This is a genomic window from Flammeovirga yaeyamensis (genome assembly GCF_018736045.1).
Taxonomy (GTDB): Bacteria; Bacteroidota; Bacteroidia; order Cytophagales; family Flammeovirgaceae; genus Flammeovirga; species Flammeovirga yaeyamensis.
In genome coordinates this window covers 5,030,172-5,047,463 of the sequence record NZ_CP076132.1, presented here as the reverse complement: position 1 = coordinate 5,047,463, position 17,292 = coordinate 5,030,172, and the positions used below count along the sequence as shown (strand labels likewise).

At 36.3% G+C, this 17,292-nt stretch carries 12 protein-coding genes; 6 read left to right on the top strand and 6 right to left on the bottom strand.

Translation table 11 applies throughout. The annotated features are described in order from the left end of the window. Positions 1-123 precede the first annotated feature (123 nt). From alaS to KMW28_RS20060, 3 genes are all read right to left on the bottom strand, one after another. Positions 124-2,733: an alanine--tRNA ligase gene (gene alaS / locus KMW28_RS20070; RefSeq protein WP_169666338.1), complete on the bottom strand. Its 2,610-nt coding sequence runs from the start codon at positions 2,731-2,733 to the stop codon at positions 124-126. A gap of 172 nt (positions 2,734-2,905) precedes the next feature. Then, the gene (locus KMW28_RS20065) at positions 2,906-3,121 is read right to left on the bottom strand and encodes a hypothetical protein (RefSeq protein WP_169666336.1); all 216 of its coding nucleotides are present in this window, start codon (positions 3,119-3,121) and stop codon (positions 2,906-2,908) included. 33 nt (positions 3,122-3,154) lie between these two features. Next, positions 3,155-3,517, bottom strand: a complete 363-nt coding sequence (locus KMW28_RS20060) for a hypothetical protein (RefSeq protein WP_169666334.1) — start codon at positions 3,515-3,517, stop codon at positions 3,155-3,157. Positions 3,518-3,904: 387 nt separating this feature from the next. Between KMW28_RS20060 and KMW28_RS20055 the strand changes: the two genes are divergently transcribed. From KMW28_RS20055 to KMW28_RS20035, 5 genes are all read left to right on the top strand, one after another. Beyond that, a complete protein-coding gene (locus KMW28_RS20055) occupies positions 3,905-6,616 on the top strand; it encodes a family 14 glycosylhydrolase (RefSeq protein ID WP_169666333.1) in 2,712 nt (903 codons plus the stop codon). 441 nt (positions 6,617-7,057) lie between these two features. Then, positions 7,058-7,714, top strand: a complete 657-nt coding sequence (locus KMW28_RS20050) for a DUF4136 domain-containing protein (RefSeq protein WP_169666332.1) — start codon at positions 7,058-7,060, stop codon at positions 7,712-7,714. 2 nt (positions 7,715-7,716) lie between these two features. Further along, positions 7,717-8,319 carry an OmpW family outer membrane protein gene (locus KMW28_RS20045; protein WP_169666331.1) on the top strand — a complete coding sequence of 201 codons (603 nt, stop codon included), beginning with the start codon at positions 7,717-7,719 and terminating at the stop codon, positions 8,317-8,319. Between the two features lie 690 nt (positions 8,320-9,009). After that, positions 9,010-9,771, top strand: coding sequence for a triose-phosphate isomerase (gene tpiA / locus KMW28_RS20040; protein ID WP_066211507.1), 762 nt, complete (start codon positions 9,010-9,012; stop codon positions 9,769-9,771). Between the two features lie 374 nt (positions 9,772-10,145). After that, positions 10,146-10,970, top strand: coding sequence for a hypothetical protein (locus KMW28_RS20035; protein ID WP_169666330.1), 825 nt, complete (start codon positions 10,146-10,148; stop codon positions 10,968-10,970). Here KMW28_RS20035 and KMW28_RS20030 read toward each other — a convergent pair. The 3 genes from KMW28_RS20030 to KMW28_RS20020 all read right to left on the bottom strand — a co-directional run bounded on the left by KMW28_RS20030 (position 10,967) and on the right by KMW28_RS20020 (position 16,220). Beyond that, positions 10,967-11,746, bottom strand: a complete 780-nt coding sequence (locus KMW28_RS20030; RefSeq protein ID WP_169666329.1) for an alpha/beta hydrolase — start codon at positions 11,744-11,746, stop codon at positions 10,967-10,969. The two genes, KMW28_RS20035 and KMW28_RS20030, sit on opposite strands and share 4 nt — an antisense overlap. A gap of 189 nt (positions 11,747-11,935) precedes the next feature. Beyond that, the gene (locus KMW28_RS20025; protein ID WP_169666328.1) at positions 11,936-13,228 is read right to left on the bottom strand and encodes an amidohydrolase family protein; all 1,293 of its coding nucleotides are present in this window, start codon (positions 13,226-13,228) and stop codon (positions 11,936-11,938) included. A 7-nt stretch (positions 13,229-13,235) separates the two neighbouring features. Then, entirely contained in the window at positions 13,236-16,220 is a 2,985-nt protein-coding gene (locus KMW28_RS20020; RefSeq protein WP_169666327.1) for an amidohydrolase family protein, read from the bottom strand. A gap of 137 nt (positions 16,221-16,357) precedes the next feature. Between KMW28_RS20020 and KMW28_RS20015 the strand changes: the two genes are divergently transcribed. Beyond that, the gene (locus tag KMW28_RS20015; protein WP_169666326.1) at positions 16,358-17,239 is read left to right on the top strand and encodes a TIGR01777 family oxidoreductase; all 882 of its coding nucleotides are present in this window, start codon (positions 16,358-16,360) and stop codon (positions 17,237-17,239) included. The last annotated feature ends 53 nt before the right edge of the window (positions 17,240-17,292 follow it).

Genomic DNA, 17,292 nt, shown 5'->3' with positions numbered 1-17,292 from the left:
AACATCATAATATGATGGGTATTGTTCACTATTGTAATCAATGAATAAAAACGGTCTATCCCTTTTTGAGATAGACCGTTTTCATATATCTAAGAACAGCCTAAGCTATTCGAATTAAGTCGATTATACCAACTCCTGTGCTTTCACTACAACAGCATCCAAGCCTGTAATGTCTTTACCACCTGCAGTGGCGAAGAAAGGTTGTCCACCTCCGCCACCTTTGATCTCTTTCGCTAATTCCTTAACGATTTGACCAGCGTGAAGGTCTTTAGATTTCACTAATTCTTCATCGATCATTACAGCTACTTGAGGCTTACCGTCTACATCTGCAGCTAAGATCAAGAACATGTTCTCTACAACTGCTTTTAGGTCGTATGCCAATTGCTTTAATCCTTGAGCATTTGCTACTGAAACTTTAGCTGCAATAAAGTTGAAGCCGTCTTTAGCTACTACTTTAGAAGCTAATTCGTTTTTCACTGCTTGTAACTCTTTGTTACGAAGCGTTTCTACTTCTTTAGATAAAGCTGCTTTAGCTTCTACTAAGTCAGCTACTGCTTTCTTAGGATCTTTCGCTTTTAATAGCTCTTTAATCTCTTGTAGTAAAGTGATTTGCTCGTCTACATATTCTTCAGCAGCATCTGCAGTAATTGCCTCAATACGACGTACACCTGCAGCAACTGATGATTCAGCAGTAATTTTGAATAAACCAATTTTACCTGTAGCAGGAACGTGTGTACCACCACAAAGTTCTACTGAGTAATCGCTATCGAAAGTGATTACACGAACGAAGTCACCGTATTTCTCACCGAATAATGCAGTAGCACCCATTGCTTTTGCCTCTTCGATAGGAACGTTTCTTTGCTCGTTCAATTGGATATTCTGACGGATTCTTTGGTTAACGATTTTCTCAATCTTTTCGATTTCTTCCGCTTCCACTTTTTGGAAGTGAGAGAAGTCAAAACGTAAGTGTTTTTCGTTGACCAATGAACCTTTTTGAGCTACGTGATCGCCCAATACTTCTTGTAGAGCAGCGTGTAATAAGTGAGTTGCCGAGTGGTTGTTCTCTGTTAGAGATCTACGCGAAGCATCTACTTTAGCCATTACAGGAGCAGCTGGGTTAGAAGGTAATTTGTTAGCGAAGTGGATAATCAAATCGTTTTCTTTCTTCGTATCGAAGATAGTGATCGTCTCATCCCCAGAAACTAAAGTACCTTTATCACCTACTTGTCCACCACTTTCTGCATAGAAAGGAGTTTGATCAAGTACTAATTGTATAATTGTTTTCTTCTTCTCTGTTACTTCACGGTAACGTAAGATAGAAGCGTCTGATTCTAATGCATCGTAACCCAAGAATTCTACTGAGTCACCATCATTTACATCAATCCAATCGCCTTTTTCTGAAGCTGATGCTGCACGAGCTCTGTCTTTTTGCTCTTTCATAGCTGCATCGAATCCTGCTGTATCTACAGTGAATCCATTTTCAGAAGCGATCAATTGTGTTAAATCAAGAGGGAAACCGAATGTATCGTATAAAGTGAAGGCTTCTTTACCTGCAATCGTTTTGTCCGATGCACCGTCCATTGCTTTTTGAAGAATAGATAAACCTTTCTCCAATGTTCTTAAGAAAGCTTGCTCCTCTTGCATCACTACTTTCTTGATGAAATCTCTTTGAGAAATTACCTCAGGGAAAGTTTCTTCGAATTGGTCTGAAAGAATATCCACCAACTCATACATGAATGGCTTGTTGAACTCCAAGAAAGTATAACCGTAACGTACCGCTCTACGAAGGATACGACGGATTACATAACCTGCTTTGTTGTTCGAAGGTAATTGACCATCTGCAATAGCAAATGAAATTGCACGAATGTGGTCAGAGATCACACGGATAGCGATATCTATCTTTTCGTCCTCACCATACGCTTTACCCGACTTAGCAGCCAAGAATTGAATCATTGGTTGGAATACGTCTGTATCGTAGTTCGATTCTTTCTTTTGAATCGCCATACATAAACGTTCGAATCCCATACCTGTATCGATATGTTTGTTAGGAAGAGAAACTAAAGAACCATCCGCTTTACGGTTGAATTGCATAAATACAAGGTTCCAGATCTCTACCACTAGTGGGTGATCTTCATTGACTAAAGAAAGACCATCTACTTTTGCTCTTTCCTCGTCGTTACGAAGGTCAATATGGATTTCAGAACAAGGACCACAAGGACCTGTCTCACCCATTTCCCAGAAGTTATCTTTTTTGTTAGCAGGGATAATTCTGTCTTCGTCGATTAACCCTTTCCAGATATCAATAGCTTCTTGATCTAGTTCAGTACCGTCGCCTTCATCACCTTCGAATACTGTAACATATAATCTATCTTTTGGTAGCTTGTAAACTTCAGTAAGAAGTTCCCAACCCCACTCAATTGCCTCTTTTTTGAAATAATCTCCGAAAGACCAGTTACCTAGCATTTCGAACATTGTATGGTGGTAAGTGTCAATACCCACTTCCTCCAAATCGTTGTGTTTACCAGATACACGTAAACATTTTTGAGTATCGGCGACACGTGTGTCCTCGGCGGCTTTGTTTCCTAAGAAGTAATCTTTGAACTGATTCATACCTGCGTTAGTAAACATCAACGTAGGATCGTTTTTAATTACAAGTGGTGCCGAAGGAACGATGGCGTGCTGCTTGCTCTGGAAAAACTCCAGGAACGTGCGGCGAATACTTTTTGCGTCCATGTATATCTCTACTGAGTTTTTAAAATTTTAATTCACGCAAAAATATAATTTTTTATCAATTGATGTATTGATTCACAATAACTATCTGTTGATAATAAGGTTCTTTAAGTAAAAAAAATGATGGATGAGTATAAAAATGAAGAATCCAACCCTCATTTTATCCCAACTGCGTCTACAGATCTATCTTTTTGATATTCATCGACAGTTTTTCTTCACTCTCAATTTGATGTTGATCCAAAGTGTTTTCAGTGCTTACACTCACATTTTCAATTTGATTTTCCTTCGATACTTCGGTTGTAACATCAGTGGTTTTGGTTGTCGTTGAAAACATGCAGATGACGACCAGCAAAAAGAAGTTAATCAAGATAAATGTAAATAGGTTTTTCATGATGGGTAAATAAAGTTTGATTATTATTTAGGTTTATGCATTGTATATATTGAGAATAAGTTCTTGTATTACTACTCCCAATTTGTCTGACTCGGTATGATGTAAAACTACCCATCCATACTTTTGTTGGAATCCTTCAGTAAATACCAAAAGGTTTTGGGTGTCTTCATTTTTGTAAACCAACACCTTGATGCCGGCAACAGTTAACTCTTTTTCTAAGAGAAAAGTATTACTCACTGTAGGTAAATCCTTATTAAAATCGCCTCCAATGCCAATATGCATCTCCTCTTTTAGATATTTAGATTGGACATTTTTGTAATACGGTTCGTTTCCAAAGACATTTATGCTCAGGAAAAATGACATAACTAAAGTCAGTATGCTTGTATGTAGTTTCATGATTGTTGGATAAAGAATCTTCATCATTTATTAGGTGAAATGATGAAAAGGGTATTTGGTAAAGAAATTGTTGCATTAAATTTACTGGATTATCAAATAAATACATAGCAAATTAGATCTTGTTAAGAGTTCATTTGATAATCGAATAAAAATATCGAAATTTTATATCAAGAAATTAATATTTCAACTGATTTTCACCGTGAAAAATGAACAATTACTAATTTTCATCACTGCAAACGGTTGAAATTATTGAGATTAATAGTATTCATGAAAATCATATCATTTCTTCCCTATATTTGTTTGCATTAAAAACTAAAAAGCTTGGTTTAGATAATTTTACACCGTCTAATCAAGTAGAAAACACGATAGCATCATCTTATATTGTTTATGAAGTCATTTGAAATCCGATTGCCTTATTCAATTCTAGAAACTGACACTTGCTTCTCTCAAATAGCTCCCGATTGGAGTGAGCTTGAAAAGTGGATTGTGAGAGCAAAAAAAATTGGTGTCAAAAAAGTTTTGGTTCCCATTCTTTGGAAATTAGTCGAAGGAGAGGGAAAAGCATCAGATGATCCGGGACATTATATTCAATACGATTGGTCGTATTACCGTAGTCTTATTGATACCTTAGTTGGTTATGAATTAGAGTTGGCTGTGGAGTTTAATTTCCATATGATCAACAACTATGAGCAAAACTTCTTATGTACATTACCCGATTGGCTTTGGGGTAAACTAATGGCCGATCATCATGAAATAAAGTACTTAAGTCAGCTTAAATATGTAAATAAAGCGGGAGGTAGTACGCAAGATGCAGTATCTCTTTGGGCAGATCATTATGTCATGCCTTACTATGAAGGTTTAATTCATTCCTTCAAAAATCATTTCCAAGACAAAGCCAATCACTTTTGTAAATTTATTATTTCTACTGCACCTCAAGGAGAGTTGAGTTATCCTATTAATGAGTGTTCTTTTCCTAAAAGAAACATGCAGTGCTATTCGTCTACTGCTTTAGATAGCTGGGATGAGTTTGTAAGAACTAATTATCATTCTTACGGTGAGGCAGGTGATGCTTGGGGGATTGAAGTAAATAATAGAGAACATTTGTTCGAAGTTTTCAAAAGCAATGATGTTCTTCAATCAAGAAAATATAACGATACCAAATACGGAAATGATGTCACAAAATGGTACAATGAGTGCCTAATTAGACATGGTAATAGAGGGTTACATATTTTGCAATCGGCTTTCTCTGCCAATGGGTACGAGAAAAGTTTATTGTGTTTAAGACTTCCAATTGCTTATGCAGAGAAGAACTTAAAAAATATGTCGAGTCAGACCGAGGTGGGTGCAGGTATTATTGCAATTAGTGATGAAAGAGATCATAAAGCTGCCTATCACCATACTTTATCATCTCTAGGAAATGGAATTGATGATAAACGTCTTGGCTTTATTATTCCTACAAAAAGTAGAAAAGAATATAAGGTCGATTCTTCTTTTGCAGGGAAAGTAAAAAGTATTCTTGAATTTGCTGATACCCAAAAAGCACAGTTTTTCTTTGAAAATGAAAGTGTTGAAGGGATCAACTCCCATTTAATTTGGGACAATGCTGCAATGTGGATATTGAAACAGCCGAATGTAAATGGTTTTATTGTCAATAACCTAAAATCAATATTTGATAAGATCTCCACTGGTAGTGCTCGTTTGCAAGAATTAATCTCTAAAATTAGAGACAGAGACGGCTACATCGAAAGAAAACAAAAGTCGTTTAGAGTAATGGGACCACTTCACGTGAAAACTCACAATGCTCGTCGACTTTTAGAAGATAGAGACTGGCAAACAGTTTCTAAACAATTAGATAAAATGAGAGAAATCGGAGTAAGTTCGGTTTCTATAGATATATGGTGGGGATTAGTAGAAGGAACGACTTCGAATGTATTCGATTGGAGTTACTACGATAATATGGTAAAACTTATCGAGTCGAAAGGCTTGAACTGGGTGCCAATTTTATCATTCCACCAAGCAGGAGGTAATGTAAACGACGATTTTACACAGATGATCCCATTATGGTTATGGGGTAAACTAGTGGAAGAAAATCCTACTTTAGAGACTATCGAAGACTTACAATATGTTTCTGAAACAGGAGATGTAAGTGTTGAATACGTTTCATTATGGGCAGATACGTTTGTACTTCCTTATTATAAACGCTTTATGGAGGCCTTCAAGCAACGTTATAGCAAGTATGCTTGGATGACCGACGAAATTAATGTCAGTCTTGGACCTGCAGGTGAGTTAAGATACCCTTCTTACAATGCGCACGATTGGGGTGATTACCCTAACCGAGGAACTTTACAATGCTACAGTAGACTAGCAAAAGAAGATTTCCAAAGGTACATTCTAAAAGCTTACAGAAACCTTGATTATGTAAATGAATTGTGGCAAACACAATACAAAGATGTGTCTGATATCCAAATGCCAGATGCTGAAGAGTTGTTTAAAAATAACAACTATTCGAAATCAAGAATTGGTATTGACTTCTTTAACTGGTACAACCAAAGTCTTGCAGATCATGGTAATCGTGTCCTTCGTGAAGCAATGGATATCTTTAACGATGATGACTTCAGAACAACACCAATTGGTTTTAAAATGCCAGGTATACATTGGAATATCTCCGATCCAAACCTACCAAGGGTAGCAGAAATTACTGCTGGTCTTATTGCTCCTTATCCAGGTATTGGAGCTGTGGATAGAGGTGAATACAAAGATATGTTGAAGAAGATTATCGATAAAGACTTTAAAGATAGAATCGTACTTCACTTTACATGTTTAGAAAAAGTAAACAAAGACTGGGAAGGTTATTCTAGAGCCGAGGACTTAGTGATGTGGTTCAGTAATTCCGCTAAAGAATTAGAAATTCAGGTAATGGGTGAGAATGCCCTATTCCATGAATTATTTTCTGAGACGGGTTGGGAACAAATCGAGAAAGCTTTGACAAGATCGAATACAAGTTATTCTGGTATTACCATTCTTAGAATGCAAAACCTTTTCTCTGATAATAACTTTGCGATTGAAAAATATGCAGATTTGATTAATCGATTAAGATAAGTTTAGGGAAGAGTTAGGAATTAGGAGGTAGGAGTTGGCTGAGTTAACGCTCGGTTTTAACTAATAAGTTTTAATTAATAACTAATAAAAAAACGTATCAAAAGCCTAGGAATTTATTCTTGGGAATAAGAGTTTAGTTAAGAGGTAAAAGGTAAGAAGTAAGAGGTGAATTTTGATAATCTTTGAAAAATACCGACTCTAATATCGCAAAATATAATTTTGCAAGAACACTGTTTGATGTTAATTCAGGCAGTGTTTTTTTATGCGAAGTGGTTTGTAGGGACGTTGTATTGCAACATCCTTACATGGAGAAATGAATATCAAATATTAATTGGTTCCATAATTTTTAAAGAAAAACAGTATTTGATAGAAATAGAATAGAATTTATAAAAAGCATACAGAATAAATGTCGTTTATCATCTTATATCAAGAGAAAACGACATGAAAAAAATAATCAAAACACTCGTTGCGATCTCCTTGGGCAGCTTTGCTCTTTTCAGCTGCAGTAATCAAGACGATCAACCAAGTCAGATTTCTGACTACGATACTGTAGTGACCAAATATGAACCGAATATGTCGGATCAGTTTGGTACAGCCAAAACCTTCAGTATGCCAAATTATGTGACACATCCTGGAAAAGACTCCGTAAGTAATCCAGTGGTAAATCCATTAGATGAAGTGATCCTTGCCGAAGCCAAATCTCAGATGGAAATGGCAGGGTATCAGTATGTAGATCCCAATACAGGAGAAGAAGCCGATCTTGTGGTTTTACCTTATGGGGTAGAAGTAACTTATGTAGGTACTTGGAATATGTACGATTACTGGGGTGGTTATTGGTGGAACTATTGGGGATGGTACGGTTACCCTCCTTATTATGGTTATCCTGTTTCTGGAGTGTATACTTTCTCTCAAGGTTCTGTGATTTTAGAAATAGTAGATAACAGAGCACATATTCAAGAGGGTGGAGATGAGAAGATTCCAGTATTATGGCAAGGAATCATAAACGGTACTCAATCCAATACTATAGATGATAAAACACGTGTAGAAGATGGGATACAGCAGATGTTTATTCAATCACCTTACATTCAATCGAAATAGTCATGAACACAATCAAAAAATATTATTTGATGCTTTTGATGTTATTCATTGGCATCACCACTTACGCTCAAGAAGATAATTTAATTGGAGTGACCTACAGTATGGGTACTCCATCCACCGGAATGAGCGATTTTGTATCAGGTACCTCTTTTCAGGGAGGGAATATAGAATATCGAAAATTTTTAAACGATAATTGGTCAGTAGGTATGAGCTTCGGTTTGAACACCTTTAATCAGTCCAACGGATACCAAACCTATTATGGGAAACAGGGAGCAATTTCTGGACAAGAATATAGGGATTTTGATATGATGACCACTTATGCTACTGCCCATTACTATTTTGGAGAAAGAGGAGGTATTAGACCTTATGTAGGATTAGGAATTGGAGCTTCTGGACAGTATTTCAGTAGTCAGGTAGGAAGTGTTTTGGTGACGGACCAATATTGGGCATTTTCTATGGCTCCAGAGGTAGGTATTCTGGCTCCTCTGGGTGATAGTGGTATTTCCTTCCTTTCGAATGTGAAATATAATTATTCGGTAGGTGGTTCTGGATACGATTCAATGGGAATGTGGCAATTTAATATTGGTATTGCCTTTGGGTTCTAAAATTAAAACTTCATTTGTTGAAGAAAGGTTATATAATAGTGATTTCTAAGCAGTCGGTTGTTAATTGACTGCTTTTTTGTGTCTTGAAGTTTTTTCTATGATTGATGAGAAGTAAATGATTAAGAATTAGAATCTAATAGTTTTTAGATAGAATTTGATAAAACTCTATAAATCAAGGCCGTTAGATATATTATGATTAGGTAATTAGATAATAGTAATAGTTAGTTGTTGGAAAGACAGATACTTTATAGTATCTGTTTTTTTATGGGTTATAATTGCTAAACCATTGTGCATAAAAAAAACACTTGAAAATGATTCAAGTGTTTTTCCACAGCTGGTTAATGTTACTGGTGTATCATGCCATACAATAGGTGACTAACCTATGATTCTTTACCCGATAAGTATATTCCATGAACTGTGCCACTAGTTGTGAATATTTATTAATCATTGATTTTGATATAGATAGGGCAGTTTTAGGACTGTGCCAAAAAATAAATAGTTTCAAAATGAAACACATTTTCCAAAATTTGGAAAAAAATACATTTCATTCAGATCTATTATCAAATAAATAAGGTGTTAAATACTCAACTTGCTGATACACTATGACGAAACTCATTTTGTAAGCATTATTAGGGTAGTATATTCGCACTCGACTTTTAAATTATATACATTCAAAAAGAATTTATAACTATGAGACAAAAAATCGTAGCAGGTAACTGGAAAATGAACCTGAATAAAGAAGAAGCTGAAATTTTAGCATCAGAAGTAGTAAACATGGCGAAAGATGAAACTCCATCTGACGTAAAAGTTATCATGTGTACTCCTTTTATTCACTTAAGCAAGGTTAAATCATTAATCGGTGACGCTGCAAACGTTTTTGTTGGTGCTCAAAACTGTTACACAGAGCCAAAAGGTGCTTACACTGGCGAAATTTCTGCACAACAATTAGCTTCTTACGGTATCGACTACGTGATCTTGGGTCACTCTGAGCGTCGTGAGTACTTTGGTGAGTCAAACGAAATGTTGGCTACTAAAACTGATGCAGTTATTGCTAACGGTATGTTGCCAATCTTCTGTTTCGGTGAAGTATTAGAAGAGCGTGAGGCTGGTACTCAAAAAGCTGTTGTAGAGAAGCAATTATCAGAAGGTATTTTCCACCTTTCTGCTGAGGACTTCGGTAAAGTAGTTTTAGCATACGAGCCAGTTTGGGCTATCGGTACTGGTAAAACAGCTACTTCTGCACAAGCACAAGAAATGCACAAAGATATCCGTGACATGATCGCTGCTAAATACGGACAAGAAGTAGCAGACGCTACTCCAATCCTTTATGGTGGTTCTGCTAAGCCAAGCAACGCACAAGAGCTTTTCGCTCAGCCAGACGTTGACGGTGGTTTGATCGGTGGAGCTTCTTTAGCATCTAGAGATTTCATCGATATCTCTAAATCATACTAATTGAATTAAAATTTGCCTTGGAGCAATTTTGATATATCATGAATATGTGCTTGATAATTTTTATTAAGCCAAAATGGGTTGTCTATTATTTTAGGCAACCCTTTTATTTTACTCTATGAAAATCAACATCAAATAACCTTTTTTTGGGTGGTATTTAACCAATTGCCCTTCTAATTATCCAATTATTTTTTATCGACTGTGTATTTTAGTATTTTCATGTAAACAACATTAAACCAGAAAATAAAAAACTAACAGGTGTTGAATATTAGATAAAAACTTACGCACTGATCTTGATTGTGAATAACATTTTAAGTCAAAGTAAGGTTACTAATATAGACATCAATAAGTATATTGAATCAACATAATTAACTGTTATGAAACGTCTTCCTCTTTATATTCTACTACTATTTACTTTAGTTTCTTCTACAGTTTTTGCTCAAAAAACAAAAAAGAAGAAAAAGGAAAAAACATTAATTACCGAAGCACAAGATGAAATTGAAAAACAAGGCGAAATCCAAAGAGACAGTTCTGTTTTTTATTTTGAAAATTGGATGATGGGTAATATTGTTTTCAAGAATGGAAAAGTAAAAAAGCAAGTGCCCTTATTATTTGATTTGGAACATGATCAAATCGAATACCAAGAGATTAAGTTACAGCAAATGTATGGTGGCTTGGAGATGTTGGACACCACTATCAATGTCGTTGAGGTGAGTGAAGTAAAAGAATTTTCTATCACTTTTATAGATGATAGTAATGAAAATGTGACTTCCACTTCTATTTATCATTTTGTGAATGGCGATCAATTTACAAGAGAAGGAGTTCCTGCTATTGGTATTTACGAATTAGTGGCTGGAGGAGAAGGAAAGATGGGAGTATTGGCTTATCCATTTTTATTAAAAACGGCACACCTTTATAATAGCATGAGCAAAGAGCAAAACGAGATTCAACGTCAGCGTTATGGTGCTTATAACATGAACAACAAAGAGGTTTTCTATTCTTATCAGCTAAAGGAAAAATTATATTTTCTAACTCAGGCTGGTGAAATAATACCTACAGATAAAAAGAAAAAAGTTATAGTGAAAGACTTTATCGGTCGTGAAGAAGAAATGAAAGAATATATGAAAACCATGGATACCTACTATAAATCCAAGGAAGGATTGAGACAATTGGTAGAGTTCTACAATAATCAGTTTAACTAGTCATTTTCATCAAGAAGCCATTGTGATATAAAATCTGCTACCTCTTTCCAACGTGGTTCATACATAAACATATGAGCCATTTCATCAAATATTCTTACTTCATGTCCATAAAATGAAGCAGTCCTTTCGACCTCTTCAGGAAAAATGATCTGATCACTCTTAAAGCCAATGTGCACCATTGGAATATCGATACCTTTTGGGTCTATTTTAAAATCTCTGATAATTAATTCCACTAAAGCACGCAAAGACTCAGCTTGCATGTTTTGTCCAATAAAGCGTTGCACACGCTTCGAAGGTGCCGTATGATAAATACCCTCAGGAGCATCGGAATCTACATATTTAAGGATAGGAAATACCGTCGAAGCCATAAACTTCCCCCAACTCAAAGGACTTTTTGTCCAATACTTAAAAGAGGAATTCAACATACCGTAAGGAGGTACTGAAGCCAACAAAACCACTTTATGCAAACTGACCTTTTGAGCTACTAATTGAGCCACAATACCACCCATAGAATATCCAAAAAGAATCGGCTTTTCCTCCAAAGAAGTAATTAAGTTCACCACATCATCAACAAAGTCGTCAATACCATAAAAGTTCAACAACAATTTGTTGGCCTCTTGCCCATGCCCACTCAGATTAATCGAATACGTCTCGTACCCTTGTTCCGGAAAATAATCCAGAAAGTTGCCTTCCCATAGTTTCCCATTAAACAAGGCACCATGAATCAAAATGATAGGGTTTTTATGCTTCTTTTCTTTTGGGGAGATGTGGATCATAATATTTTAACTAATAGGGAATAACTAATAGGGAATAGGTAAAAAGCGATTTTAACTTATTGATTATAAAATTACTTATCGATAAAATAAAATACCAACTAAATCTTTTATTATTAGTCGAACTTTTAATTTCTAACCAATAGAATTACATCTATATTTCCCTATTACTTATTAGTTATTCCTTATTACTTATTCCTCATACTTCCCCCTAAACTTCTCATACAGCATCTTATGCTTATCGTTTAGATCGATTTTACGACCATCGATAAAGGCATGTTCAACGACGCTGTTTCTCATGTCTAGGAAGTCGCCTTTTGTGATGATGAGGGTGGCAGACTTTCCTTTTTCTAGGGATCCGTAATTTTGGTCGATGCCTAAGATTTCTGCTGTGTATGAAGTAATCATTTTTAAGGCATCTTCTTTATCAACTCCGTAGGCGACACAAGTACCAGCATAGAAAGGTAAGTTTCTAGCGTTGGATACAGAACTGTGGGTTAAGCCTACTTTTACACCTGCCTCGTTGAGTAGCTGGGCACGTTTGAAAGGAAGGTCGACATCATCGTGTTCTAGGTTAGGTAAGCTATGAATATCTGATAAAAGTACTGGAATGTTGTTCGATTTTAGGAAATCAGCTACAATCCAAGCATCGTCTCCACCGACAACCACCATCTTTTTTACCTTAAATTCTTGACCTAATTTGATGGCCTCGATAATTGACTTAGCATCATTTACTCGAATAAATAATGTTTCATCTCCTGTGAAAATTCCCTTTAAGGCTTCTAACGGAAAGTTAGGTACCTCCTGTTTTTCTGCTTGAGAATAAGCCAATCCATCCATCAAGACCTGACGGATAAATTTTACTCTTTCAGCATACATTTTGTTCGGTTTCACCCCTTTGTCAGGATTCATCCAAGACGGATGTCTGTATTTCGAAGGCCAGTTCAAATACTGTCCATCATTTTCTTTGATGATGGCTTCTTCCCAATTCCAAGCATCCAATTGAACAATAGACGATCTACCAGAGAAAACACCACCGGCAGGGATCACTTGTTCAATAAGAATACCATTTGATCTCACTGTTGGAATCACGTGAGAATCGGTATTGTAGGCCACAACAGATCTCACTTCTGTATTTACATAGCTTGTTTCATAATCATCTCTTGATGCGGAAACAGCTTCAATTTCTACTAAACCTAGTTGTGATGTAGGTAAAATAGCTCCAGGATAAATATGTTTCCCGGTGGCATCAATGACTTGATAACCTTCCTCAGAAAAGCTATCTCCTGCATAAGTGATTTTTCCATCTGAAAAAGCCACTACACTGTTTTCAATCACTTTGCCTTTTCCATCATGAAGTGTTGCTCCTTTAATAAGGATAGGAGTAGATTGAGGTTTTGCAGGTGTAGGAACTTGACCAAAAGCCAAGCCTGAAATCATCCACAAAACAAAATTGATTGCTATAATTTTATTCAATGTTTTCATCGTTGTATTAGTCAAGGTTTAAATGATCACAGTGCATATGATGATTGATTTTAGGAGCAATGTCTTTCACTTTCGCTCCATTCTTCTCCGCTACCTGCATTTTCTGAATTAATCGGTTACGGTCCTCACTCATTTTCTGACGTAATTCCTTGTCTTTTTCCAATGAGAAGTACACTGTACCATCAATAATAGTGTAAGCTGATTTCGCATAAACCGATAAAGGATGATCTGTCCACAATACGATATCAGCTGATTTGCCGACTTTGATAGATCCTACCTGATCATCGATATGAAGTAGTTTTGCAGGGTTTAAAGTGACCATCTTCAAGGCTTCCTCTTCAGACATGTCAGCATATTTTACCGACTTAGAGGCTTCTTGATTTAAACGACGGCCCATTTCTGCATCATCAGAATTAATGGCTACAGTCACTCCTTGGCTCGTCATTAATGCCGCATTTTGAGGAATCGCTTCGTACACTTCAAATTTGTACATCCACCAATCAGAGAAAGTCGATGCTCCCACACCGTGTGCTTTCATTTTATCGGCTACTTTATAACCTTCAAGAATATGTGTGAACGTATTGATATTGAAATCGAAATCATCTGCTACGTGCATCAACATGTTGATTTCCGATTGCACGTAAGAGTGACAAGAAATGAAACGCTCTTTATTGATGATCTCAGCCAATGCTTCCAATTGCAAATCTTTTCTTGGAGGAATGCCATTGCCATCGAAGCTATTCATATCTTCTCTGTATTTTTTCGCTCTGCTGAAGCCGTCCATATATACCGCTTCTACACCCATTCTGGTTTGAGGGAAACGATGAGACATGGGCCATGAAGAACGTTTTACATTCTCACCCAAAGCAAATTTGATGAACGGATCAGCACCCTCAAATAATAAATCTTGAGGATTCGTTTTACCCCATCTCAATTTGATAATCGCCGATTGTCCACCCACCGGATTGGCAGAACCGTGCAGCAATTGAGCAGAAGTTACACCACCCGCTAACTGACGATACATATGTACATCGTTGGGGTTAATTACATCTTCCATTCTTACCATAGAAGACATCACTGCGACATCGTTTACTGAGAATAAAGCGATATGCGAGTGTTCATCGACAATTCCGGCAGTAAGATGCTTGCCTGTACCATCAATTACTTTGGTCTTTTTCCCAGCCTTAAGATCTTTACCTATTTTGGCTATTTTTCCGTCTTTTACTAAAACGTCTGTATTTTCAAGAATACCATCTGCTTCATTGGTCCAAACTGTCGCGTTCTTAATCAATAAAGTTTCTTGCTGTGCGATATCAGTATCACCATAAGCCGTAAACGGATAGACTACATTGCCTATTTTGTCTTCATTTTCTTCTTTCTTCTCTTTTGATGAAGTTTCGACATCACCTTGTTTTACCGCACTCCAAGAAATCCATTGGTTTTTGGCATCCTTACCTTCACCTTTAAAATTACCTTCTTGATCTATCCATCCTGATAAACGAATTCTATCAGCTGTTTTAGTGGTGTCTTGAGTGAAAGTGATGGTGATTAAATCGTTCTGAAGACTAGCATTCGTCGTCAGTTTAGTAGAATCTTTTTTGATTGAATATTTTAATGATTCCAGATCGTCTCCCTTAATTTCCAAAGAATATTTCTGATCATTAATAGCCAATTGATATTCACCTCTAACATCATTTTTGTTCCAAGATTTGATCACAAATCTTTTTCCTTTGATCCAGTTTTCCAACACATCGCCCTTCTCGAAAATATTCTCTGAAGTGATGATGAAGTTGGCCATTTTACCTTGTTCCAAAGTACCCAAACGACTTTCTTCCTTTACAAAAGCAGCAGGAACAGTCGTTAAAGCGGCCAAAGCCTTTTCTTCTGATAAACCTCTCTTCACGGCCAATCTTACGTTCTTCAAGAAATCAGAAGTTTTCTCTAGTTTACTTGCCGTAATAGAGAACTTGATGTCTTCATCAGCTAACATCTTTAAGTTGGATGCCGCCAACTCCCAGTGTTTCAAATCGGCATAACTAGCATTTCTGGCATCCAATGGATCTTTCACATTCAATGCTTGAGGATAATCCACAGGAATTACCAAAGGACTAGATAGTTCTTTTAATGCAGGAAGGTTTTGATATTCATCTCCTTTACCCACATAGATATATTGCTTATTAAATTCTTTAGCCACTTTAGAGGCACGAAGAATATCGAATACATCGTTGGCATCAAAAAATTGGGGAAGGGATTGCGTTCTATTGAATGCTTCTAATGTAAGGTCAGTAAATGTTTGATTACCTCCTTTAGCATACCAATCAGCATCATAATACGTTTGTCTTAATAAAGCCACGTAACCCATTGTACTTACAGGGTACATTTGCTTAGAAGAACCTTTATCGAAAGCATAATGAGCACCGACTTCCGATTTTAAAATTAAATCGTTGGCTTTTCCCTTACCGTAAGTCACCAACGCAGAAGTACCTCTTGATATGCCATCTGGTTGGAAAGTAAGTGCAGTACCAAAACCAATTGATCTCATGGATTTGGCTTTACTCTCATCCGCTTTAAATAATTCGGCGGCAGAAGTATTTGCGTGAATGGCGTCGTTGGCATTGTAAGCCTTCGGATTTTGAGAACCGATTTTTTCAGGTTCTGAAAACGTCCAAAAACTACCTCTTTTAATTTCTGGCATTCCGTAGCTAGAGTGCGCATCAATAAATGAAGGGTAAATGTGTTTACCTTCTACATTAATTTCTGCAGCTCCTTTGGGGACATTACCGCCTTTGGTTACAGAAACAACTTTACCTTCTTTAATGACTAAAGTGGCATTTTCGATGGTTTGTTGAGGAGAGACATGAACAGTGGCATGAGTAAATGCGTAATGCAAATTTCGATGATCCTTTATACCGTTGATGGTAAAAGTTTCTTGTGCGAAAATAACATTACTCCATACCAAAAATGATAAGAGTAAATAATGGAGTTTTGACATCAGTTGAATTGAATTGGATGTTTGTTAAATTAATACCTCTAACTTAGTAAGATAGATTCCTTGATCAAACATTTGTGTCCATAATTTGTTTTGATATCAATAACTGATATGGATTTGATAAAAATACATAGAATACCATGAAAATTTTAATAACCGGAGGTTCAGGACTAGTTGGAAAAGATATATCCCTAAAACTATTAAAAAGAGGTGATGAAGTAGTGTGGTTAAGTAGAAAAGAAGACCTCAATTCTCAAATCAAAAGATACAAATGGGACATAAAAGAGGGATACATCAACAAAAAAGCATTTGATGGTGTAGATGCAGTCATTCATCTTGCTGGAAAAAGTGTTGGTGAAGGAAGGTGGACGGATGCTGCTAAAAAAGAAATTTTGAATAGCCGTGTTCTATCAACAAGACTTTTGAATAAATATATAGGTAAGTTAGAAAATCCACCTAAAGTAATGGTTTGTGCATCTGCTGTGGGAATTTATGGAGATACTCAAAACGAATCTTTTACCGAAAGTTCTAAATACGGTCATGATTTCCTTGCTGATGTGGTAAAAAAATGGGAAGACGAACAAAATAAGTCTACTGTAGCACGATTAGTAAAGTTAAGAATAGGAGTAGTGCTTACTCAGAAAGGAGGAGCCTTACCCAAAATTCTTGCCCCCATAAAGATGTGTGTTGGCTCAGCAATTGGATCAGGAAATCAGTGGATGTCTTGGATTAGTTTAAACGATTTGTCAAATATGTTTATTCATGCATTGGATAATGAAGTAGAAGGAGTGTTTAATGCTGTTGTATCTAAACCAATTACTAATGCAGAAATGACAAAGCAACTTGCGGAAAGTATCAATAAGCCATTGTTTATGCCGAATGTGCCTGAGTTTATATTAAAAGTAATGTTAGGAGAAAGTGCTGCTTTGGTTTTGAATAGTAGCAAAGTAATTTCTGAGAAAGAATTTGGTTATCAATTTCATGAAAATACAATCAAAGAAGTGGTCTCAAAGAATATATAGATAGAAGATTCAATAGGCATATTTTGAATTATTCTAAGATAAATGAACTGTAT

What these genes read in the sequence shown, in the direction of transcription:
- KMW28_RS20050 (WP_169666332.1), top strand. Translation starts at nt 7,058, where the DNA reads ATGAAAAAAATAATCAAAACACTCGTTGCGATCTCCTTGGGCAGCTTT.
- KMW28_RS20030 (WP_169666329.1), bottom strand. Translation starts at nt 11,746, where the DNA reads ATGATCCACATCTCCCCAAAAGAAAAGAAGCATAAAAACCCTATCATT.
- KMW28_RS20035 (WP_169666330.1), top strand. Translation starts at nt 10,146, where the DNA reads ATGAAACGTCTTCCTCTTTATATTCTACTACTATTTACTTTAGTTTCT.
- alaS (WP_169666338.1), bottom strand. Translation starts at nt 2,733, where the DNA reads ATGGACGCAAAAAGTATTCGCCGCACGTTCCTGGAGTTTTTCCAGAGC.
- tpiA (WP_066211507.1), top strand. Translation starts at nt 9,010, where the DNA reads ATGAGACAAAAAATCGTAGCAGGTAACTGGAAAATGAACCTGAATAAA.
- KMW28_RS20015 (WP_169666326.1), top strand. Translation starts at nt 16,358, where the DNA reads ATGAAAATTTTAATAACCGGAGGTTCAGGACTAGTTGGAAAAGATATA.
- KMW28_RS20045 (WP_169666331.1), top strand. Translation starts at nt 7,717, where the DNA reads ATGAACACAATCAAAAAATATTATTTGATGCTTTTGATGTTATTCATT.
- KMW28_RS20060 (WP_169666334.1), bottom strand. Translation starts at nt 3,517, where the DNA reads ATGAAACTACATACAAGCATACTGACTTTAGTTATGTCATTTTTCCTG.
- KMW28_RS20065 (WP_169666336.1), bottom strand. Translation starts at nt 3,121, where the DNA reads ATGAAAAACCTATTTACATTTATCTTGATTAACTTCTTTTTGCTGGTC.
- KMW28_RS20025 (WP_169666328.1), bottom strand. Translation starts at nt 13,228, where the DNA reads ATGAAAACATTGAATAAAATTATAGCAATCAATTTTGTTTTGTGGATG.
- KMW28_RS20020 (WP_169666327.1), bottom strand. Translation starts at nt 16,220, where the DNA reads ATGTCAAAACTCCATTATTTACTCTTATCATTTTTGGTATGGAGTAAT.
- KMW28_RS20055 (WP_169666333.1), top strand. Translation starts at nt 3,905, where the DNA reads ATGAAGTCATTTGAAATCCGATTGCCTTATTCAATTCTAGAAACTGAC.